At 58.9% G+C, this 22860-nt stretch carries 16 protein-coding genes and 3 pseudogenes; 4 read left to right on the top strand and 15 right to left on the bottom strand.

What is annotated here, in order from left to right; genetic code table 11:
• Nucleotides 1-33 precede the first annotated feature (33 nt).
• Together ACJA3S_RS05710 and ACJA3S_RS05705 are read left to right on the top strand one after the other, a co-directional pair.
• Nucleotides 34-432 (top strand): YbaY family lipoprotein, encoded by a 399-nt coding sequence (locus tag ACJA3S_RS05710; protein ID WP_186689847.1) that lies wholly within the window; start codon nt 34-36, stop codon nt 430-432.
• Between the two features lie 33 nt (nt 433-465).
• A complete protein-coding gene (locus ACJA3S_RS05705) occupies nt 466-1152 on the top strand; it encodes a DUF4197 domain-containing protein (protein WP_170028617.1) in 687 nt (228 codons plus the stop codon).
• 118 nt (nt 1153-1270) lie between these two features.
• Here ACJA3S_RS05705 and ACJA3S_RS05700 read toward each other — a convergent pair whose 3' ends face one another.
• Nucleotides 1271-4336, bottom strand: coding sequence for an efflux RND transporter permease subunit (locus ACJA3S_RS05700; protein ID WP_406821123.1), 3066 nt, complete (start codon nt 4334-4336; stop codon nt 1271-1273).
• Between the two features lie 6 nt (nt 4337-4342).
• Nucleotides 4343-5443, bottom strand: a complete 1101-nt coding sequence (locus tag ACJA3S_RS05695; protein WP_406821122.1) for an efflux RND transporter periplasmic adaptor subunit — start codon at nt 5441-5443, stop codon at nt 4343-4345.
• A 393-nt stretch (nt 5444-5836) separates the two neighbouring features.
• On the opposite strand from ACJA3S_RS05695, the gene ACJA3S_RS05690 reads away from it, so the two are divergent.
• Nucleotides 5837-12253 carry a DUF5801 repeats-in-toxin domain-containing protein gene (locus ACJA3S_RS05690; RefSeq protein ID WP_406821121.1) on the top strand — a complete coding sequence of 2139 codons (6417 nt, stop codon included), beginning with the start codon at nt 5837-5839 and terminating at the stop codon, nt 12251-12253.
• Nucleotides 12254-12412: 159 nt separating this feature from the next.
• On the opposite strand, the gene ACJA3S_RS05685 is transcribed toward ACJA3S_RS05690, so the two are convergent.
• The 4 genes and pseudogenes from ACJA3S_RS05685 to ACJA3S_RS05670 form a co-directional block, all read right to left on the bottom strand.
• Nucleotides 12413-13129, bottom strand: coding sequence for a response regulator transcription factor (locus ACJA3S_RS05685; protein ID WP_406821120.1), 717 nt, complete (start codon nt 13127-13129; stop codon nt 12413-12415).
• 635 nt (nt 13130-13764) lie between these two features.
• A pseudogene (locus tag ACJA3S_RS05680) lies at nt 13765-14531 on the bottom strand (IS5 family transposase); the annotation flags it as partial.
• Nucleotides 14532-14957 (bottom strand): hypothetical protein, encoded by a 426-nt coding sequence (locus ACJA3S_RS05675; RefSeq protein ID WP_406821119.1) that lies wholly within the window; start codon nt 14955-14957, stop codon nt 14532-14534.
• Nucleotides 14958-15387: 430 nt separating this feature from the next.
• Entirely contained in the window at nt 15388-15687 is a 300-nt protein-coding gene (locus tag ACJA3S_RS05670) for a hypothetical protein (protein ID WP_406822210.1), read from the bottom strand.
• A gap of 267 nt (nt 15688-15954) precedes the next feature.
• Between ACJA3S_RS05670 and ACJA3S_RS05665 the strand changes: the two are divergent.
• Nucleotides 15955-16668, top strand: a pseudogene (locus ACJA3S_RS05665) (transposase); the annotation flags it as partial.
• A 40-nt stretch (nt 16669-16708) separates the two neighbouring features.
• On the opposite strand, the gene cdiI reads toward ACJA3S_RS05665, so the two are convergent.
• The 9 genes and pseudogenes from cdiI to ACJA3S_RS05620 form a co-directional block, all read right to left on the bottom strand.
• Nucleotides 16709-17071: a ribonuclease toxin immunity protein CdiI gene (gene cdiI, locus ACJA3S_RS05660; protein ID WP_406821118.1), complete on the bottom strand. Its 363-nt coding sequence runs from the start codon at nt 17069-17071 to the stop codon at nt 16709-16711.
• 384 nt (nt 17072-17455) lie between these two features.
• Nucleotides 17456-17803, bottom strand: a complete 348-nt coding sequence (locus tag ACJA3S_RS05655; RefSeq protein ID WP_406821117.1) for an immunity 8 family protein — start codon at nt 17801-17803, stop codon at nt 17456-17458.
• Between the two features lie 8 nt (nt 17804-17811).
• Nucleotides 17812-18570, bottom strand: coding sequence for a hypothetical protein (locus tag ACJA3S_RS05650; RefSeq protein WP_406821116.1), 759 nt, complete (start codon nt 18568-18570; stop codon nt 17812-17814).
• A 660-nt stretch (nt 18571-19230) separates the two neighbouring features.
• Nucleotides 19231-19473, bottom strand: a complete 243-nt coding sequence (locus tag ACJA3S_RS05645) for a hypothetical protein (protein ID WP_406821115.1) — start codon at nt 19471-19473, stop codon at nt 19231-19233.
• Nucleotides 19474-19496: 23 nt separating this feature from the next.
• On the bottom strand, nt 19497-19970 hold the full coding sequence (locus ACJA3S_RS05640) for a hypothetical protein (protein WP_406821114.1): 474 nt from the start codon (nt 19968-19970) through the stop codon (nt 19497-19499).
• A 156-nt stretch (nt 19971-20126) separates the two neighbouring features.
• Nucleotides 20127-20516, bottom strand: a pseudogene (locus tag ACJA3S_RS05635) (transposase); the annotation flags it as partial.
• Nucleotides 20501-20884, bottom strand: a complete 384-nt coding sequence (locus ACJA3S_RS05630) for a hypothetical protein (RefSeq protein ID WP_200626769.1) — start codon at nt 20882-20884, stop codon at nt 20501-20503. The pseudogene ACJA3S_RS05635 and the gene ACJA3S_RS05630, both read right to left, overlap by 16 nt.
• Nucleotides 20868-22271, bottom strand: coding sequence for a VENN motif pre-toxin domain-containing protein (locus ACJA3S_RS05625; RefSeq protein ID WP_406821113.1), 1404 nt, complete (start codon nt 22269-22271; stop codon nt 20868-20870). Before ACJA3S_RS05625 ends, ACJA3S_RS05630 begins: the two co-directional genes overlap by 17 nt.
• A gap of 106 nt (nt 22272-22377) precedes the next feature.
• Nucleotides 22378-22857: a DUF2247 family protein gene (locus tag ACJA3S_RS05620; protein WP_406821112.1), complete on the bottom strand. Its 480-nt coding sequence runs from the start codon at nt 22855-22857 to the stop codon at nt 22378-22380.
• Between the last annotated feature and the right edge of the window lie 3 nt (nt 22858-22860).

Below are 22860 nucleotides of genomic sequence, written 5' to 3'. Positions count from 1 at the left end.
CCACAAGCCAGCTCCAAGGAAAACGGAGACGCCATGAAAAAGCTCTTTATGCTGTGTTGCGCATCCCTGCTCGCAGCCTGTTCCAGCCACACCCCGTCCAGCCAGGCCAGCCTGGATGGCGAGGTGTTCTACCTGCAGCGCAGCGCCCTGCCACCAACCGCCACGCTCAGCGTCGAGCTGCAGGACGTGTCGCTGATGGATGCCCCGGCCGTGGTCCTGGCGCGCCAGGCCGGCCCGGTCAAAGGCAACGTACCGCTGCCCTTCCACCTCGCCTACGACCCGGCCCAGGTCAAGCCCGGCCACCGCTATGCGCTCAGCGCGCGCATCGAACTGGATGGCAAGTTGCTGTTCATCAACACCGAACAGCATGCTGTCCGGCTGGATGGCCACGACCCGCAACCGCTGCGGATCAAGGTCGATCCGGTCCGCTGAAACCCGTATTCATCTGTTTACAAGGAAAGCTTCATGATCCGCACCTCCCTGCGTTTCACCACCCTGTGCGCCGGCCTGCTGCTGTCGGCCAGCGCATTGGCCCTGTCGCTGGGCGACCTGAGCCAGAAAGACGCCACCGGCGGCCTGAAAGATGCCCTGACCCAGGGCGCGCAACTGGCCGTCAAGCAACTGAGCGCCCCGGGCGGCTTCAGCAACAACCCGGACGTGCGCATCGAGCTGCCGGGCAACCTGGGCAAGGCCGCCAAGGCGATGAAGATGTTCGGCAAGGGTGACCAGGTCGAAGCCCTGGAAACCAGCATGAACAAGGCCGCCGAGGCTGCCGTGCCGCAGGCCCAGGCGATTCTGGTGGATGCCGTGAAGAACATGAGCGTGACCGATGCCAAGGGCATCCTCAGCGGTGGCGACGATTCGGCGACCCAGTACCTGAACAAGAGCAGCCGCGAGCAGATCCGTGCCAAGTTCCTGCCGATCGTCAAGCAAGCCACCGACAAGGTAGGCGTGGCCCAGCAGTACAATGCCTTCGCCGCCCAGGCCAAAGGCCTGGGGCTGGTCAAGGACGACGCCAATATCGAGAACTACGTGACCGAGAAGGCGCTGGATGGCCTGTTCGAGATGATCGCCAAGCAAGAGCAGAGCATTCGCCAGAACCCGGCTCAAGCGGCTACCAGCCTGGCCAAGAAGGTCTTTGGCGCGCTGTGATGGCGGTGGGGCTGCCTGGCAGCCCATCGCGACACCAGGCCGCTCCTACACAGCTTGCAAGGGCCTGTAGGGGCGGCCATGTATCGCGAAAGGAGGGCGAAGCCCTGCGCTATGAACTTCAGCCCTTCTTCACCCTGAACCACGCCGCATACAACGCCGGCAGGAACAGCAGGGTCAGCACCGTGGCCACGATCAATCCGCCCATGATCGCCACGGCCATCGGCCCGTAGAACACGCTGCGCGACAACGGGATCATCGCCAGCACCGCCGCCAGCGCGGTCAGCACGATCGGCCGGAAGCGCCGCACCGTGGCTTCGATGATCGCCTGCCAACGTTCCTGGCCGGCGGCGATGTCCTGCTCGATCTGGTCCACTAGGATCACCGAGTTGCGCATGATCATCCCCGCCAGGGCAATGGTGCCGAGCATGGCGACGAAGCCGAACGGTTGGCGGAACACCAGCAGGAACAAGGTCACGCCGATCAGCCCCAGCGGTGCGGTGAGGAACACCATCACCGTGCGCGAGAAGCTGCGCAGCTGGATCATCAGCAAGCTCAGCACCACCACCACGAACAGCGGCATGCCGGCGTTCACCGACTTCTGCCCGCGCTCGGAATCCTCCACCGTGCCACCTACCTCCAGCAGGTAGCCATCGGGCAGCCTGGCGCGAATCTCCTTCAGGGTCGGCTCGATCTGCTTGACCAGCGTCACCGGCTGCTGCTGGTCGTAGATGTCGGCGCGCACCGTCACCGTCGGCAAGCGGTTGCGGTGCCAGATGATGCCCTCCTCGAAGCCGTAGGCCAAGGTTGCCACCTGCGACAAGGCCACGCTCTGGCCATTGTCGGTCGGCAACGCCAGGCTGCCGAGGTTGCCCAGCTCGTGGCGTTCCTGGTGGGTACCGCGCAGCAGGATCTCGATCAGCTCGTTGTCCTCGCGGTACTGGCTGACCGTGGTCCCGGTCAGCGAGCTTTGCAGGAAGCTCGACAGGTGCGCGGTACTGACGCCCAGGGCACGTGCGCGGTCCTGGTCGATTTCAAGGAATACCGCCTTGCTCGGTTCTTCCCAGTCCAGGTGCACGTTCACCACATGCGGGTTCTCGCGGATCTTGTCGGCCACTTCGCGGGCCAGTGCTCGGACTTTCTCGATGTGCTCGCCGGTGACGCGGAACTGCACCGGATAACCCACGGGCGGGCCGTTCTCCAGGCGGGTGACGCGGGCGCGCAGGTCGGGGAACTGCTGGTCCATGGTGCTGATCAGCCAGCCGCGCAGGCGCTCGCGGTCTTCCATCGACTTGGCCAGCACCACGAACTGGGCGAAGCTGGCCGCCGGCAGTTGCTGGTCCAGCGGCAGGTAGAAACGCGGCGAGCCGGTACCCACGTAGGCCACATAGTTGTCGATGCCGTCCTGCTGCCTGAGCAGCGCCTCCAACTGCTTGACCCGCTCGGCAGTGTTGGCCAGCGAGCTGCCTTCGGCCAGCTTCAGGTCGACCAGCAGCTCCGGGCGCCCGGAGGCCGGGAAGAACTGCTGGGGCACGAAGCGGAACAGCAGGATGCTGCCGACAAAGGCGGCAATGGTCAGCAGGATGACGGTCTTGCGCCGCCGCACGCACCACTCCACCAGCCGCCGCACGCGCTGGTAGAACGGGGTGGCGTACGGGTCTGGCGCGTGGCCATCCTTGCCATGGCGCGCGGCATGCAGGCTGGCCAGGTCGGGCAGCAGGCGCTCGCCCAGGTAAGGCACGAAGACCACGGCGGCCACCCAGGAGGTGAGCAAGGCGATGGTCACTACCTGGAAGATCGAACGGGTGTACTCGCCGGTGCCGGAGGCCGCCGTGGCAATCGGCAGGAAGCCGGCCGCGGTGATCAGGGTGCCGGTGAGCATCGGGAAGGCGGTGCTGCTCCAGGCATGGCTGGCTGCCTTGAGCCGGTCGTAGCCCTGCTCCATCTTGATCGCCATCATTTCCACCGCAATGATCGCGTCATCCACCAGCAGGCCCAGCGCCAGCACCAGTGCGCCAAGGGAGATCTTGTGCAGGCCGATGCCAAAGTAGTGCATGGCGGCGAAGGTCATGGCCAGCACCAGCGGAATCGCCAGCGCCACCACCAGGCCGGTGCGCAAGCCCAGCGAGAAGAAGCTCACCAGCAGCACGATGACCAGTGCCTCGACCAGCACCTGGATGAATTCGCCCACGCCAGCCTTGACCGCCGCTGGCTGGTCGGACACCTTGCGCAGCTCCATGCCGGCCGGCAGGCTGCGCGCCAGGCGCTCGAACTCGCCTTCCAGGGCCTTGCCCAGCACCAGGATGTCACCGCCGTCCTTCATCGACACGGCCAGGCCGATGGCATCTTCGCCCATGAAGCGCATGCGCGGTGCCGGTGGGTCGTTGAAGCCCCGGTGCACCTCGGCGACATCGCCGATCCGGAAGGTACGGTCGCCCACGCGAATGGGGAACTGGCGAATCTGCTCGACGCTGCCGAAACGCCCGCTGACCCGCAACTGCAGGCGCTCACTGGGGGTTTCGAAAAAGCCGGCGGTGCTGACCGCGTTCTGCTCCTGCAGAGCCTGCTGCACGGCCGCCAAGGGCACACCGAGGGTGGCCAGCTTGAGGTTGGACAGCTCGATCCAGATTTTTTCGTCCTGCAGGCCGACCAGCTCGACCTTGCCCACGTCCTTGACCCGCTGCAGCTGGATCTGGATACGGTCGGCATAGTCCTTGAGCACGGCATAGTCGAAGCCCTTGCCGGTCAGCGCATAGATATTGCCGAAGGTGGTGCCGAACTCGTCGTTGAAGAACGGGCCCTGGATTTCCGGCGGCAGGGTGTGGCGGATGTCCGCGACCTTCTTGCGGATCTGGTACCACAGCTCGGGGATATCCCGGGAATGCAGCGAGTCACGGGCCATGAAGGTGACCTGCGATTCACCGGGCCGGGAAAACGAGACAATCCGCTCGTATTCGCCGGTTTCCATCAGTTTCTTCTCGATGCGTTCGGTGATCTGGCGCGACATTTCCTCGGCGCTGGCACCCGGCCACAGGGTGCGGATGACCATGGCCTTGAAGGTGAACGGCGGGTCTTCGCTCTGGCCGAGCTTGGTGTAGGACATCGCGCCAATGACCGCCAGCAGGATCATCAGAAACAGGACGATCTGGCGGTTGCGCAGCGCCCAGGCAGAAAGGTTGAAACCCATCGGGACTTACTCCTTGGCCGTCAGGTTCACTACACGGTTGGTGCGGTCTACCGGGCGTATCTCCTGGCCCTCGCGCAACACGTGGCCACCGGCGGCGACTATCCAGTCACCCACGGCAAGGCCCTCCAGCACCGGCACACTGTCGGCACCATAGGCCCCCAGGCGCACCTGCGCCCGCTCCAGGCGGCTGTCCTTGTTGACCCGCCAGACGTAGGCCTGGCCGTTCTCTGCAGTAACCGCCGACAACGGCACGGCCAACGGGATCAAGCCTTCGTGGGCGATGTAGACCCGGGCGCTCTGGCCCAGCTCCGCCGGCGTGGCAGCGGAGGTGAAGGCAATGCGTGCGGCAAAGGTACGCGAGCGCGGGTCGGCGGCCGGTGACAGCTCGCGGATGCGCCCCTGGAAGCGCTCCTGCGGGTGCGACCACAGTTCCACGCTCACCGCCTGGCCTACGGCGAAGCGGGCGAACTGCTGCTCCGGCAGGCCGATGAGCACTTCCCGCTCGCCATCGGCAGCGAGGGTGAACACGGTCTGCCCGGCCGCGACCACCTGGCCCACTTCTACCTGGCGCTTGGCGATCACCCCGGCCTGCGGTGCACGCAGCACGGCATATTCGGCCTGGTTGCCGGCGACGTCGAACTCGGCCTTGGCCTGCTTGAGGCGGGCCAGCCCGGCGCGGTAGAGGTTTTCGGCGTTGTCGTACTGCGAACGGCTGACCATCTGCCGGTCCAGCAGCTTCTGGTAGCGATCGCGCTCGGCACGCACCAACGACAGGTTGGCCTCGGCGGCCGCCAGCTGGGCACGATTGGCTTCCAGCTGCAGGCGCACATCCTGCGGGTCGAGTTGGGCCAGCGGCTGGTCGGCCTTGACCCGCTGCCCTTCCTCGACCAGGCGCTTGCTGACCTTGCCGGCAATGCGGAAGGCCAGCTCCGGCTCGAAGCGCGCCCGCACTTCGCCGGGGTAACTGTCGGCAGCGGCCTCGGCCGGCTGCGGTTGCACCACCAGCGCCGGGCGTGGCGCGGCGGGTGGGACGGCTTCCTGGCCGCACGCTGCCAGCAACAGCACGGCGGCGGTGGACAGGGCGATGGACAAGGCATGGCGCAACATGATGAATCCTTTCGCGAGGTGCACGTCTGAATATTTATACTGGCAAGTATATTAAATCAGCGAACCGGAGCCGGGAAGCCAGCGCCGGCAGAAAAAATCACGCCACGTTTTCACCGTCTTCAGGTTTTTTTCACCGGGATGCGCAGCGCTGCTCCCACCTCCGGCATCACCTTCAGCGCAACGACCTGGGCGCTGGGCCGCACACCAGAGCGGGTCCGACAGCATAGGCGCGTACGCCTTCGCTCACCCACCGGCAGCGCCAGGTAGTCCAATACTCCCAGGCCGCCTGGGAGTATCCGCCGATGCGCCGCCGGTGGCGCTTATCCATAGTTGAGGCCTGTAGCGGAGGTCTGCAGCCAGGCCTCGACAACTGGCAGCGCTTGCGAGAGAGCCATGACCATGAACAAGAAGAACGCATCGCCAACGGACAAACACAATAGCCCCACCGATGACCTACCCGCCGTCTCCCCACCTACCGTCACCACCGACCTCAGCGACTATAGCCCTGGCAGCACCGCCACCGTCACGGCCAGCGGCTTTGCGGCTGGCAGCACGGTCGCTTTCGAGGTGGACCATGCCACCGGCGCTGGTGCGGATAACCTGTGGGGCTCCCCCGACGATGTGCTCGCCACCGACGCCGGCGAAGGCCACGACCCGTGGTACGTGACCGACGGCGGCGCTGGCGACCTGGACGGCAAGGTCAACGGCAGCATTACCACCTCGTGGTACGTCAACCCCGACGACTCGGCGGGCGCCACTTTCCTGCTCAGCGCGACCGGCGCGGGTGCCGACCAGGTGTTCGGCACGGCTGACGACGTGGTGGCGACGACGTCGTTCACCGACAGCGCAGTAGTCACCGCGACCGGTGTGAACGTGACGCTGGACGAAACGGCCGGGTTGCAAAATGGCACAGCCACACCAAGCCCGGCCTCGGATGCCGACGACAACGACATCCTGGTGGCCTCCCTGCCCTCCGCGTTCTCGACCCGCCTCACCGCACTGGGCGCCGGTACCCCGGCAGGTGCTGCCTTGAGTGGCTATACCGGGGCCGTGGGCAACACCGGCAGCAATGCATTCACCATCACCCCGGCACCGGGCGGCACCATCACCGACGTCAGCTTCACCAACAGCGCTGGCGCGCCGCTCAATGGCCTGGACAGTGGGCTGGATACGCTCGATGGCGTCAGCATCCTGCTCTACACCGATACCAGCAACAACAACATCGTGCTGGGCCGTGCGGGCGGGCCAGCAGGCGCGATCGTGTTTGCCGGTTACATCGAAGAAACCGGATCGCCCGTCAGCGGCGGCAAGATCTGGACGGTGGAATACCAACCGCTGCTGCACCCGAACACCAGCAACCCGGACGATGCCGTCAACCTGCTGAACAAGGTGTTCATCGGCACCAACCAGGACCTGCAGTTCAGCCTGGCCAATGCGCCTTCCGGGCAGAACCTGTTCCTCATGTTCACCACCGCGAACCCGACCGTGGTCAATGACGGCGGCATCCTGCGTATCAGCGACCCGACCATCATCGCCACCGGCAAAGACCCGGCCGACCAGTCGAGCGGCGCCAGCATCACCACGGGCGATACGATCAATACCAGCCAGGCAGGCGGCCCGACCACCTTCGGCACCAACAACCAGATGATCGTGGAGCAGGAAGGTATCCGTTTCTCCTTCGTCACCGGCGCCCGGCAGAATGTGACCATTCCCAACCTGGACCAGAACGAAGCGGATATTGAAGCCAACATCGACTACACCGCGGTGTTCAATGTGAAGTCGGCCAGTTTCGATGTGGTGCAACTGCAAAGCGGCAAGAGCGCCGTGGTCACGGTCAGCACCTACAGCACGGCCGCTGAGCCTGGGGTGAACTTCATCAATGGGTACAACAACGATGCCGCAGTGGCGATCACCAACGTTCGCGTCATCAATATCGCCACAGGGCAGGTAGTCGAGAACTCCAATGGGTCAGTGAATGACCCGAACATCGTCATCACCTTTGCCTCGGGGGTCGCTACCCTCACTGGCATTACCGCCGGCCAGCGAATCGAGTACACCACCACACAGGATCACAATCGTGTGCTCATCCAGAATGGCGCTGCCGTGGACGCCAAGGGCGATACCCATGCCGATTTCGATATCGGCGGCCTGAAGCTACTTCAGGTCACTACCGCTACCGCTGAAATCGGCTCCAAGATGGTCTTCGAAGACGACGGCCCGAGCATCAGTACCACTGGCACCGAGCCGACCCTGACCGTCGATGAAACCAACCTGGCGATCAACGCCAGCCAGAGCTTCGCTGCCAACTTCACCTCGGCCTTCGGCGCCGATGGTGCCGGCACGCTCACCTACGCCCTGGGCGTGGTGGCAGGCGCTTCGGGCCTGACGGACACGGCCACCGGTGAGGCGGTCAACCTGTCGCTTAATGGCACCGTGGTGGAAGGCCGCACGGCCACTACCAACCTGCTGGTATTCACGGTCAGCGTTGCCAGTAACGGCACCGTCACCCTCGACCAGATCCGCGCCATCGTCCACCCCGACACCACCAACCCGGATGACTCGAAGACCCTGAGCGCCGACAACCTGGTGACCTTGACCGCGACCAAGACCGACAAGGACGGCGACAGCGCCCAGGCTACGCTGAACATCGGGCAGAACCTGGTATTCAAGGATGACGGCCCAAGCATCAGCACTACCGGCACGGAACCGACCCTGACCGTCGATGAAACCAACCTGGCGATCAACGCCAGCCAGAGCTTCGCCGCAAACTTCACCTCGGCCTTCGGCGCCGATGGCGCTGGCACGCTCACCTACGCCCTGGGCGTGGTGGCAGGCGCTTCGGGCCTGACGGACACGGCCACCGGTGAGGCGGTCAACCTGTCGCTCAATGGCACTGTAGTGGAAGGCCGCACGGCCACCACCAACCTGCTGGTGTTCACGGTCAGCGTTGCCAGTAACGGCACCGTCACCCTCGACCAGATCCGCGCCATCGTCCACCCCGACACCACTAACCCAGATGACTCGAAGACCCTGAGCGCCGACAACCTGGTGACCTTGACCGCGACCAAGACCGACAAGGACGGCGACAGCGCCCAGGCCACGCTGAATATTGGGCAGAACCTGGTATTCAAGGATGACGGCCCGAGCATCAGCACCACCGGCACCGAGCCGACCCTGACCGTCGATGAAACCAACCTGGCGATCAACGCCAGCCAGAGCTTCGCCGCCAACTTCACCTCGGCCTTCGGTGCCGATGGTGCCGGCACGCTCACCTACGCCCTAGGCGTGGTGGCAGGCGCTTCGGGCCTGACGGACACGGCCACCGGTGAGGCGGTCAACTTGTCGCTCAATGGCACTGTAGTGGAAGGCCGCACGGCCACCACCAACCTGCTGGTGTTCACCGTCAGCGTTGCCAGTAACGGCACCGTCACCCTCGACCAGATCCGCGCCATCGTCCACCCCGACACCACTAACCCGGATGACTCGAAAACACTGAGCGCCGACAACCTGGTGACCCTGACCGCGACCAAGACCGACAAGGACGGCGACAGCGCCCAGGCCACGCTGAATATCGGGCAGAACCTGGTATTCAAGGATGACGGCCCGAGCATCAGCACCACCGGTACGGAACCGACCCTGACCGTCGATGAAACCAACCTGGCGATCAACGCCAGCCAGAGCTTCGCTGCCAACTTCACCTCGGCCTTCGGCGCCGATGGCGCTGGCACGCTCACCTACGCCCTGGGCGTGGTGGCAGGCGCTTCGGGCCTGACGGACACGGCCACCGGTGAGGCGGTCAACCTGTCGCTCAATGGCACTGTAGTGGAAGGCCGCACGGCCACCACCAACCTGCTGGTGTTCACGGTCAGCGTTGCCAGTAACGGCACCGTCACCCTCGACCAGATCCGCGCCATCGTCCACCCCGACACCACTAACCCAGATGACTCGAAGACCCTGAGCGCCGACAACCTGGTGACCCTGACCGCAACCAAGACCGACAAGGACGGCGACAGCGCCCAGGCTACGCTCAACATCGGGCAAAACCTGGTATTCAAGGATGACGGCCCAAGCATCAGCACTACCGGCACCGAGCCGACCCTGACCGTCGATGAAACCAACCTGGCGATCAACGCCACCCAGAGCTTCGCCGCCAACTTCACCTCGGCCTTCGGTGCCGATGGTGCAGGCACGCTCACCTACGCCCTGGGAGTGGTGGCAGGCGCCTCCGGCCTGACGGACACGGCCACTGGGGAAGCAGTCAACCTGTCGCTCAATGGCACCGTGGTGGAAGGCCGCACGGCCACTACCAACCTGCTGGTGTTCACGGTCAGTGTGGCCAGCAACGGTGAGGTCACCCTCGATCAGCTCCGCGCCATCGTCCACCCCGACACCACCAACCCGGATGACTCGAAGACCCTGAGCGCCGACAACCTGGTGACCTTGACCGCGACCAAGACCGACAAGGACGGTGACAGCGCCCAGGCCACGCTGAACATCGGGCAGAACCTGGTGTTCAAGGATGACGGCCCGAGCATCAGCACCACTGGCACCGAGCCGACCCTGACCGTCGATGAAACCAACCTGGCGATCAACGCCAGCCAGAGCTTCGCCGCCAACTTCACCTCGGCCTTCGGTGCCGATGGCGCTGGCACGCTCACCTACGCCCTCGGCGTGGTGGCAGGCGCTTCGGGCTTGACGGACACGGCCACCGGCGAGGCGGTCAACCTGTCGCTCAATGGCACTGTAGTGGAAGGCCGCACGGCCACTACCAACCTGCTGGTGTTCACGGTCAGCGTTGCTAGCAACGGTACCGTCACCCTCGACCAGCTCCGCGCCATCGTCCATCCCGACGCCACTAACCCGGATGACTCGAAGACCCTGAGCGCCGACAACCTGGTGACCCTGACCGCAACCAAGACCGACAAGGACGGCGACAGCGCCCAGGCCACGCTGAACATCGGGCAGAACCTGGTATTCAAGGATGACGGCCCAAGCATCAGCACCACTGGCACCGAGCCGACCCTGACCGTTGATGAAACCAACCTGGCAATCAACGCCAGCCAGAGCTTCGCCGCCAACTTCACCTCGGCCTTCGGCGCCGATGGTGCCGGCACGCTCACCTACGCCCTCGGCGTGGTGGCAGGCGCGTCGGGCCTGACGGACACGGCCACCGGCGAGGCGGTCAACCTGTCGCTCAATGGCACCGTGGTGGAGGGCCGCACGGCCACTACCAACGCGCTGGTGTTCACGGTCAGCGTCGCCAGTAATGGCACCGTCACCCTCGACCAGCTCCGCGCCATCGTCCACCCCGACCCGACCAACCCCGATGACGTGAAGACCCTGACCGCCGACAATCTGGTGACCTTGACCGCGATCAAGACCGACAAGGACGGCGACAGCGCCCAGGCCACCCTCAACATCGGGCAGAACCTGGTGTTCCACGATGATGGGCCATCCCTGGCCTTCGGCAACCTGATCGGAACCGGCAGCATCCTGCCGCAATACGGTTTCTGGAACAATACGATCGGTGCCGACGGCCTGGGTGCGACCGGCCTGGACATTTCGCTGGTGGGTGGCCAGTTCACCCTGGTCCGGCCCGACAACACCACCACGACCGGTACTGGCACCCTCACCGAGACGTCACCGTCGCCCGATGCCAATGGCGCGTTCCACTTCACTGGCACCTTGACCGGGGACTTCGACAACAACGCCGCAACGGCCAACACCACGATCGACTACACGCTGACGGCCTATGCCAATGGCAGTTACACCCTGGACCTGGTGCAAGGCTTCCATTCGGTCACCACGCTCAGCAGTGCCAACGGCTCGCTGGATGCCGGCGGCCCGGACCCAGTGCGTACCTTGCTGATCCCTAAAACCAGTGACCCAAGCATTCCATCGGCATCCGAGGAGATCGTGTTCTTCTCCGCCAAGGCGCTCGCCTCGACGGCAGACATCTTCACCGGCATAGGCATCGGGGCTACCGACCCGACCGAAGCCCAGCTGCAGACCAGTCCCCTGCCGTCGTACATCGACCCCGCGTCGATGAACGTCAGCACGTCCGGTATCGGCGTCGCCAACAACCTGTTCCAGGGTGACAACCTGGCGGCGATCAGCTCCGCCGACGAAAGCTTCGTGGTCAACCCGGAAACCTTGCTGACGGGCATGAAGGTCTACATCGACAACTCCGTAGGGGGCTACGACACCGCCACCGAGGACCTGTACTACCGCATCTACTACGCCGATGGAACGACGTCGAACCTGACCGAGGTGAACACCCTCACCCCAGAGGCTGGCGGCCAGGTGTCGTTCCTGATCCAGAAGGCAGGTTCGTCGCTGATCGATGCCGTGCAACTGACGATGGGGCGGGGCGAAATCAAGATCCCGGTGATCGAGTTCATCAAGGAAACCGAGAACCTGGCCAGCGACATCAAACTGCAGTTCAGTGCAACGCTGACGGACAAGGATGGCGACTCCGCGAGCAGTACGTTCGACGCCAACCTGTTCGCCAACGAAGCGGACAACGCAGCGTTCGACTTCTCGCTGGTTGGCACCACCGGCCAGCGCGATGCGTTCAACGTCGACCTGTCGGCTGATGAGCAGCTGTACCAGGTCAGCGGGTTCGATGCCGGTGCGGGGCAACGCGACAAGCTGGTGCTCAACGGCGATCCGAATGCCGTCGTGCAGTCGATCGACAACAGCGGTGCAGACAGCATCGTGACCATTGCCGAATCCGGCGGGCAGACGACGACCATCACCCTGGTCGGGGTCGACATCCTCAACACCGACATCTTCAACGGGAGCGTCTGAACCATGAGTTGAAACCTGCGAGGGTGGCCTGAAAAACCACCCTCGCAGCGCTTCTGCAGGCCACCAACGAACTTCGCCGTTCAACGCCAACAGACCACCACACAACGACAGGCCGGGCGCCCGCCAGCCGCCATCAGCCTGCTGCGTTGTGCCTGGGCCTCAGTCGTACTCCCCGCCTGTGGATGCAGGCGGCTCTTCGCCACTGGTGAGCCCGTGCTTGACCGCATACATCAGCAAGTCGATGCGGTTGGTGAGGTTGAGCTTCTGATAGATGCTGCTGAGGTGATTGTGCACGGTGTGTTCGCTGATGCCCAAGCGCCCGGCGATGCACATGTACTTGGCGGACGGGTCGCCAACGATGGCACGGACCAGCTCCTGCTCGCGCAACGTCAGCCGGGCATGTTTCGCGTGTGCCAGGTTGCATTGCAGCGGCACATGCCTGGCCGAGGCATAACCGGAAAGGCCACTGACCCAGGCCCGCTCCAGCCCGGTGTCGCAATGATGGGCTTTGACGATGGCGCGGATGATCGACTCGGTCGAGTCTTCCGCCAGCACGATGCCACGTGCGCCCGCCTCGATGGCATGTGCAACGGGGACCGTCTCGTACAACCCCTTGAGCACCAGCACTTTCATGTCGCCCGTGCGCGCAAGGCCGGCAACCACCTCGACCGGGTCCAGTGCATCAGGAAAAAAACTGAAGAAAATGACATCGGGCCGCGACTGATCGGCAAGGTCCAGCGCATGGGCATAGGTAGTGGCCTGGCCACTCACTTCCATGCGGGGCTTTCTGGCATTGATCAGATCGTGAAGGCCCAGGAGCACCAGCGGGCGACAATCGATCAGCATCACGCGTATCGTTTTTTTATGGTCTGGCATTTCTTCGTGCCTCCCATGAAAAACGGTCCCTGTCCTCCACTTGTTAGCTTTCTTAGCCATCCTTATCGGCCACTGACTGAACTGGCCGAGGATCAATGAACGATGGCACCCGACAATGCGTCAGACGGTGCCGCACGAGGTTGCATGGCGCTGGGCCACGGGCGGTGGCGCAAGCGGCGGGGGTTGCGGACGGGTTCCGCAATGGGGCGGAGTCGTTGAAATGAAAACAACGGTTGGTTGCTGGCGCATGCTGCAGTGCTCCTACAGGCCCTTCAGCGGAGTCTAGGCCAGCGCGGCGTACTGCCTGGGGCTTGCGCCGTATTGTGGTACATACGCAGCGCTGTCCCGATCATGACTGGTTGTCTTTTAAGATCAAGGGATTAGATGGTTTCGACGGCAGCGTTAGCGCGTTATTGGACCTGACGAAATGTCAAATAATCGACGAGTGGTGCATATCTGCATGCGTCAAAAAAGTTTCGTCAATTTATTGCCATAGCCAACGAGGTCCTCGCACTTTAGGGATTCTCCGAACAAGTTACCCACCAGCCGCAAATGGACGGCTTGGAGATGCCGAAAACCCCGATTTTCAGCCGCTGATTATTGGAAAACCAAGGCATAGCCTTGGTTTTCTGCCCTCACGGGCGCACCTCTCCCGCAGCAGGCAATAATTGCCGGCGCACCATCCATAGATTCGACAGCGCGAACAGTGTGGTTAATTGCGCCGTATTCTTGGCCAGGCCACGGAAGCGGGTCTTCACATAACCGAACTGACGCTTGATCATCCGAAACGGATGTCCGACCTTCGCACGTACCTGAGCTTTGGCCTTCTCGATCTTGCGCCTGGCCTTGTACAGCGCACTGCGTTTGCTCAAATGCTTGTAGGTGCTGCGTCGCGCAGCGATCTGCCAGATCACTTGCCGACCGTCGTGCTCGGGCCGTTTCTCTACGCCGGTGTAACCGGCGTCAGCACAGACAACGTTCTCGCCACCGTGCAACAGATGGGCAACTTCCGTCACGTCAGCCACGTTCGCGGCGGTGCCATGGACATGATGTACCAGGCCCGATTCTGCGTCGGCTCCGATATGCGCTTTCATGCCGAAGAAGTACTGGTTGCCTTTCTTCGTCTGGTGCATTTCAGGATCGCGTTTGCCTTCCTTGTTCTTGGTCGAACTGGGTGCGTGGATGATAGTGGCGTCGACAATGGTGCCCTGGCGCAACGACAGGCCCTGTCTTGCAGGTAATTGTTGATGGTTTCCAAAATGCCCGCCGCCAACTGATGCTTCTCCAGCAGGTGCCGGAAGTTCATGATCGTCGTGTCTTCGGGGATCGGAGCGCTGAGCGTCAGACGAGCAAACTGGCGCATCGAAGTAATCTCGTACAGCGCCTCTTCCATGGCGGGATCTCAAGAATAGCCTTCGTCTTCGACCCGACCAGCTTTATAGCGAGCAGATTCTTCTTGGGCAGCACTAAACCACTCAGAGAAGCTAGAGTAATGAAAGTTATCAAAAGGGCTTGACTTTGGCCTTGAGTAATCATAAATCCGAACAGCTAAACCTCCCCCCTTGCCTCCATCAAAACAAGCAAGAACCACCCAGCCATCATTATACAACCCAGACTCATCTTGAATAATTGCAAATGGAACCAGAGCACTCTCTGGAAACTTTAAAAGCATAGAGCCATAGTAAAACAGAGAGAGCGCCACATCTTTAGTTAAAAATCGCCAAGGCGATATATCTACATCACCCGCCAAAACTATATTTAGATAATCAATAGGAAATTGAAAACCTTCTGGCAAAATTGGAAGTTCGTACAAGAAAGGCTTTATCACCTCCTGCCTCCAGAAATACGTGGTGGCTCTGTTGAACCGTAAGGATTGGAAGTAGAAACCCTCCTGACTGCTTGTTTATACGACCAGTTATCGCCTCTCCCCAAGTATTAAAATTTTGCCACCCTCTCGCCTCTTGGACAGCTGGCGTCAGTGGTTCATCAAATCCACGAACGCTAGCATTAACGTCGATCCCCGCTTCTTTGGCAGCAGCATTCGAGTGTTATCCATACTAGTCAGCTTGCCATCAGGCATTTTCACCACATCAACCGGATCACCTTTCCAGCCATTGGTTTTCACGCTCTGGACTAAATCGTCGTAGGTGTAATTCGTGCCAGAGACCCGATCTGTCTTGTTGAACGAAACAGAATTCTGCGAGAAGCGAATGTCATCAGCAGCATAAGTTGCTGCATTGCCTGCGCCTTTTGCACCGTCAGTCTTTTATGCGCCCTAAGAACTCGGCCATTGCAAGTGGATCACGCTCAACAAGTTCTTCAATCAAATCCTCTGCGGCCCAGTGCAAAATCATGTCACCCCCATCCCCATCCTTGCAGAGGATAAAATCATTTGACAAAGAAGAGTCAACCATATCGACCTCTCTTTCACTGAGCGCCATTAAGCCACCGTAACCATCATAAGGAATGACCCAGTAAAAGCGCTCGTTATCTACCCAGTAAATCCCAAGCACCTGCACAGGGTCTTCTCGCCCAATTTCTCGAACAATCATATCCACATCACTCAATCGTCCTTCCGGGCTGCAGCACAGGCGGCACCTGTTGCGGCGTGGTGATTTTCATATCATATGCCTTACCGGTAACGGAGTTGTACTGGTAGTGAACTGTTATACTTTCTCCGCTAGGTAGACGGTGGCTTACCTCCATCTTCCTCCATCCCTCACTCCTCGGAAAGTCTTTATCGCCCGCTAGTTTTGTATCACGGCCAGCAGAGGGATTTTCTATCACTCGGTTCCACAACGTCTGCTCATTCAGATCTCGGGGCGCCGTTGACTGATAGCTCTTCGCTGTTGAATGTGTTGCATAGTTTGGAAGACCAGCAGAAAACTCATCAGCAGCATTTTCTGCCCGAAACCTTCTTGGGCCAGATTCAGGGCAATTCGATCACGTTGTTCGACAAAGGCTTCGGGGGGGTGATTTGCTACTGAGCGTTGCCGATGAGCGAAACAATCGGCACTGACTCACGCCAGCTTGCAAGAACCTGGTGCTGGAGGAAGGCGAGCATGATCGCCGGGGGCGGATGAAGGTTTCGCCCCGGGCACGCAAGCGAAATCCGAATTTGCCCTCCCACTGGGAAGTACGCGAATTCAGCTATGAAAGCCATGGGCACATAAGGTCGCTGCTCACTTCACTGCCTGCAGAGCGCTATAGCGCAGAGGCCGTCGCCGAGCCGTACCTGGAGCGCTGGGGCTTTTTACTAGCTTACAACATCATGCTTCGAGAGGCCAGTCAGGCCGCAGTAGCCTTTGGCCGAACGCCTTCACATACGCTTTAAACCCGCCTGACAGTACATTGGGGTGCAACTGATCGTCATGGCAGCTGCCGATCCGTTATCGGCAACAGGCAGAAGGTTGGCTGAGCTAAGGGGAGCTATCGGAGGGATGTTTCTGGATCACCGTCCAAGGCCGGGAAGACCAAGGACGGTGAACATTTCCAAAACCCGGTATCCAGTGGATCGTAAGGCTGCTCCGCTTAAGTGAACAGCATTACAGCAGTGCCCGGGGCTACTTTTATGCGGGATTAAAAAGAGAGCTTATCCAAAAGTTCTTTTACTTTCGCAGTATCTTCAGGATGGCGTTGAAGATATCTTTCACAAGCCAACCGAATGTATTCAGAACAAACCGTTTCGCTCACAACAACTGCGTCTTCATCCTTAGGGGGATAGCCATAAGCAAATTCAACCCCCTCAAAGTGCTCTTCATCAAACGGACTATTTTCATCAGGGAAGTTACAGTACGCCCCGTCTGTACTGAATCCCCAGCGCTTCACGATACAACCAACCGCGTCAATAAAGTAGCCATCGTCATACATCCTATCAAAATACCCTTTAACGATCCAATAAGGGTCTGACTCGCTATATGGCTGACCAAACAGCTCTTTCATAAGTGCCTCACCATTACTTTGGGTGAAAGTTTGTCACCGTTCCTGTGGCCTTATCCAAATACACCCTAAAGGTGACACCCCCGGCAACAATACCAGAGAGAACTGTATTAGGATTAGTGTGATAGTTGCGTTGTTGAACTAGTGAACGATCTGGGGTCATTTCTCCAATAGGTCCTGACAGTGTTTGGGTGATGTGGAAATGGCAACAGCAGCTGGAAACCATCGACCAACTGCCCAAGAGCCAGCAGAAATTTGTTGGGCAGATCTGGGAGGCCCTGATCGCTCAGGCCACGACTAAAGCGAGCAGTGAAGGAAGGGAAGTTTTGCAGTAAGCGGAAAAGACAACACCGGCGCGAGGCCGGTGTTAAATAATACTCCTATTGACTAGGTTTGGTAATCATCAAACTCCCAACAAAATACCTTTCCTAGCTGTATCGCGATAGATTCCCAGCTGTCTCCCTCACAGCGACTCACATAATCATGAATCAACTCCTTAATAGTCGAAAAGTCATATTCTCTAACTATTAATAGACCTCTCCCCCAACGAGCCTCCCATACTGACTCTTCTAGCCACTTTGGTGTGCAGATAAAAAGCTCAAAATCATCTGCCCCTTGCGTGCAATCAAGCCCAATCCGAATGCGAAGACTCAAAGAAAAATTGTCTAGGCTCTTAGGGCAGTAAGTCTCAACATCAAAAACATCATTAGAAATACCTTTTATAACAGCACGCATCATTCCTCCTAATCAGCCACATCCAGATGACCATTACTTACTTTTACGCGCTGACCTGTTACAGGATTGATGCTGTACATTTCAAAATTTGCCTGTACGCCTGTCGTTGCGAACGATGAATTTTTAGGAGTTGGCGGCCTATATACACGAGTACCGTCTGCGCTAATCAAACCAAGCCCATCACTTGTTTTTGTCGCGCCATCTCCAACCCAGGTTTTACCTAACTGATTAGCTTCGGAAGATGTACCTTGACCTATAGAAAAGTTCAGATCCTTCGTTCCATTGCCGTTCACAGCAACAGCTAATCTTGAGTCCTGAGCGGCGATATTGCTCAGGCTTTCTTGTATTAGTTGATCCTTCAGCTTTGGATACAAGGCCCCATTTTCGGCGCCGGAGCGAACAGCTCCACCTTTTACACCAGCGTCCTTCTCCGGGTGGGGCATGCCAGCTTCAGCATCCGTCGACACAGTCGAAGTATACGGTGCCTTCCCTGTCCCCGCCCCTTTTGCACCAGACGCTACGTACTGACTGGTCTCATTAATCAGCCGAGACGCTTCAGCAAGGTTCCCTTTCTTCAGCGCTGTTTCAGCCGCTTTAATCGCCTTGCCCGCAGCATCCCCTACACCCGGGACGACGCCTATGGTTGCGGCGAGATAATCCAGCGCGCTCTCCGCTTCCGCATAGCTCTTTATATCACCAATTACGGGTATAAAGTCGGCCCCCGTCGAAAGTGTATCCTTTAGCTGTTCCCGCCGCTCCTTGTACATCTTGACCGAGCAGGCATCCGAGCTTAACCCAGCGCAGTTCTGCTGCTTGTAGCGTTCGTTTTCTGCCTTGACATGCTCTCGGCCACCACCTCCGGTGTCTTGCCTGCCGCCAATGCCTCAGCAATATCGCTAAGCGCGTTGTTTTCCGCGGCGTTCCTTCCCGCCTGCCCAATAAATACGCGGTCTGCAGGGCAGTCTTTAGTCGCCTCTAACTACACGCTGCACCCCAGTGGATTCGGGACTTTGGCCGCACCGGCAAGGTGCGTATGGTATATCGCCAACAGACTGGGGTTTAAGGGCAGCCAAACACCGCGAAAACCGCACCGATTTAAGAGCAAGCATCGGCCAGAGGATCAAACCCTTTGCCAGCGGCCCGACCGCTGGCAGCGGTAGCCGAGAAGTAGAACAAAGATAGCCGCCCAATAGCTGAGAGACAGTAACAGATGGCTGATAACTCGGCAGCCCGATAGCACAAAAGAAGCAGTTCACCGGCGTGAGGCAGACATGATGCGTCGATGATGCAAATCGGCTGCTGCCGGCCGAGTGGGACCAGTTAGGACGGCATTTCCCCAATCATGGGGCAATGCATAGCTGGTCACTGCAAGAACATATCAATGTCATCCAGAGCATCCTCAACCTGCCCTGAGATAGCAGGCTCATCTAGATGACCAGAAGGGCATTGAGCACCTTCTCTTTCACAAGCTGGCGATGAATTCTTGCTATATGCCCAAGGCAAGTTGCCGCAAGCCCTCTAATTTCGGGATTTTCGTTGCTGAGAAACTCTAAGCATTTGCTCTGCACCCACTTCCAATCTGACTCATAAAACGCAATGGACACCAATGCCTCACAAATACGCTTAACCTCAGTCGAGGCAAAGGCTTTCTCAGCAGCTTGCTTACTCATTCGTTGGGAGTCCTGATAGTTCATCATTGCTTTCCGCCAACAAAAATGTTGCCTTTGCGATCAGCCATTCCAGTCTGTTGCAAGGCTTTTTGCATATCTGGATGCAAGTCTTTCCAAGAGCGGACATGGCCGTGATAAGTCGTATCCAAAGTCTTATCAAAAACCACAAACTCTTTCGACTCGTAATCAATTACGACTCGGCGAGGGGACGTAGTCTTAACTTGGATTGAACTATCCAGTGCATCCTGCCCATTAATCGGGGCACGACTCTTAACGGCATTATCAACTTTCCCTTTATAGGGCGCTGCTTCGTAGTCCAGCCGGCGCATAGCACCAGCACTGTCTCCAGCCACACCTGTTGCCTTTGCGCCAGCATCCTTCTCCGGGTGGGTATACGGCATGCCAGTTTCAGCATCCGTCGAGACAGTCGAGGTGTATGGCGCCTTTCCTGTCCCTGCCCCTTGTGCAGCCGCTCGCGCCGCGCTTTCTCGCTTCATCAGCGACTCGGCAACCTGCCCTAGCTTAGCAGAACGGTAGCCACAAAATTTTGACTTCCAGAGCCAATAAGCCCTTTGCCGACATCAAAAACTTCGCTGTGCCCAGCCATCGTAAGCGATCCATGAACCCCACCTACCGCCAGATGGGCCTCAGGTTTACCGTGGCATCTCTGGTGAGCAGTTCCACGGCAGCAACGCCTCGAAGTCTTCTACCAATGAGGCCTGCGGCAACCGCTCCAGTACGTGGCGCAGCCACGTATAGGGCTCTTGGCCGTTGACCTTCGCAGTCTCGACAAGGCTGTAGATCTGCGCACTGGCCGTCGCGCCCATGGCCGTATCACTGAAAAGCTACGCCTTGCGCCCGATGAAAAATGGCTTTATCGCCCGCTCCGCCAGGTTGTTGTCGATCGGCAGATGGCCCGCCTCGACATACCGTTCCAGGCGGTTCCAGTTGTTTGCCAGGTAATGCACCGCCTTACCCAGTACGCTTTGCGGCGTGATTTGCGAGTGCGTCTTGTCGAGCCAACTTTTCAACTGATCGAGGACCTCGGCAAAAACCGTCTACGCAAGAATGTTTTGTAGTTGTCAGGCGCCGCACTTATTAACGTCTCGAGATCATCACCACGAACCAGAGAATGGTCGACTATAGACTCAACAAAATAGTACAGATACTCAGGATTTTCACTTAACTCCAACTCAAAACCCCGAAGAAACTCCAGTATGCATTCAAATGAATTTTTCTGCACCAGAGTGCAACCTAAAAACTCGTACGCAGATATATAGTATGAGTTCTCAACGATGCCACCCACCCCGCCCAACTCTTCTAATGAAGCCTCCAGAGCTTCAGCGGAACAGAAGGGTAAAGAAGCCAACCACAGAACAAATTTTCTGAAGTACTCATCGGCCAAGAGCATTGTCGATATCCTTTATTAGCTGTTTAGCAAAATCAATATCCCGCTGACTGTAAGGGTATTTGCCGGGTGGTTGATTGTCAGCATTACGAACTAGATCGCTTAGTCTATTCCTGACCTCGATGGCTTTTTGCTCATACCCAGCAGGAGACAACATGTCACCTGTAGCTTTCTCATAACGCACAGCGTCAGCCAATCCACCGTTTCCGACCCTGCTGCCAGTTTTATCCGCACCGTAATACGAAGTCAGAATCTTTTCGAATTGGTCGCTATCTGCCGGCCGATAAGTAGGCCCACCCCCCCCCTTAGGCGCATCCACGCTAGCTTTTGCACCGCTGGTAGCTTTGCCTAGTATCAGCACCGCCGCAAATTTTACTACATCATCCCGCGAAGCACCTTTATCGACAAGGCTGATGATCCCTGGCACATCCACCGGCGACAAAGTCGAGCCGAGCAAGTCATCCTGACGTGCCCGCTCAATGATTGCCTCCTCACTTAACCCTTGCCCTATCCACTCCGCAAACAGCTCACTCTTTCTGATCGCCTTCACATACCGATTGGCAACAACGCCCATAGGCGACCAGTCGCTGCCCGACAGCGCATAGACATCAAGGAAGCTCGCGTCGGCGTCGCTCTTCTGCGCGTCCACTACCCCCCTCATCATCGCAATGGCGTAATCCGTTACCAGAAGGTCGTATTCCGCTTTGCTCAGCCTGCCGCTCTGGTACAGCTCAACAAGCTTTTCCCCAGCCTGTTTCTCCTGCTGCCGGTATTCATCACGAATACCAACCTCGCAGTTGCCATTTCCTCCACAGGCTTTATACCGCTCGTGCAACTCATCAATGCTGCCAATACCAGCAGCCTTGAGCTTCTCGTACAACGCCCGGCTGGCTGCATCCAGCCGTTCAACGCCGTACTTGTTCGCCAGCAGGTTGTTTTCAACCGCGTTACGCCCCGCACCAGCACCTGCGACCGCCCCAGCGCTATTACCTTCCACCAGGCCACCCGAAAGCCCGGCTGCCAGCGTCGACAGCGCAGAAACGGTCTGTTTCTGTTCTTCGCTGAGCGAGTTGCTGTCGCTGGTGCCATACAACTGCTGAGTGATCAGGCGGGCAACCAGCTCGCCGCCGGCCGCACCCGCTGCACCGGCCGCCGCCGAGTTGCCCTGCGCCTGGGCGACAACGGCACCCAAAACCGCATGGGCCATGACGTTGAGTGCTTTATTGTCGCCAGTGGATTTCTTGATCACTTGCGCGAGGTATGGTGTTGATGCGCCTGCCAGCGCAGAACCGATATCACTGCCCGCCAACCCTTGCAGTGCCGCTGTCACGACAAGGGTCACGCGCTGGTAGTCACCGCTGGTGCCGTGCTTGCCCATGATTCGCTGCAAGCGTCGCTAACAACCAGTTTGTCCTGATAGGACATGATCGTCGCCTTGCTTGCCCATACAACACCTGTCCGGGACTTACCGGAAGAAACAACAGGCGCGACTGGCACTACTTCGCCAGTTGCTTTTGCACCATCAAATTACTGGAGCAAAACCTCTCGCTTAGTGCTGCCAAAACTTGATTCATTGCCACAAGCGGGTCAATACCATCTTGAGAGTAAATACTACAAGAAGCCATATCTTCCGGATAATCAAAGTCTGCATAGACCTCTTGAAGCCTATTTATTTTATTTTCGTCACTATCATTCGACACATCAATACAAAGTAGAAAAGCTAAGCGCCACTTATCCATTTCGGCAGCACAATTCGTCATCTCCATTTGTCTTGAGACAATCTCAAGAATTTCTTCATCGCTTAAATATTCACCACCAGCAATGATAGCAACCTGCTCGCTTTCACAACCATTTAAAAGCTGATTCATGGCAAATTCAAAAATATCTTCTCGACCTACCCAGCGCTTCCTAAATCCCCAATAAATGGTTGACCAACAAACCAAACCCAAACTAATCAATACACCAAGTGGAGTCATCAC

The organism is Pseudomonas sp. KnCO4 (assembly GCF_045344305.1).
Classification (GTDB): domain Bacteria; phylum Pseudomonadota; class Gammaproteobacteria; order Pseudomonadales; family Pseudomonadaceae; genus Aquipseudomonas; species Aquipseudomonas anuradhapurensis.
The sequence above is the reverse complement of the archived record's forward strand: the minus strand, read 5'-3'. Positions and strand labels throughout refer to the sequence as shown.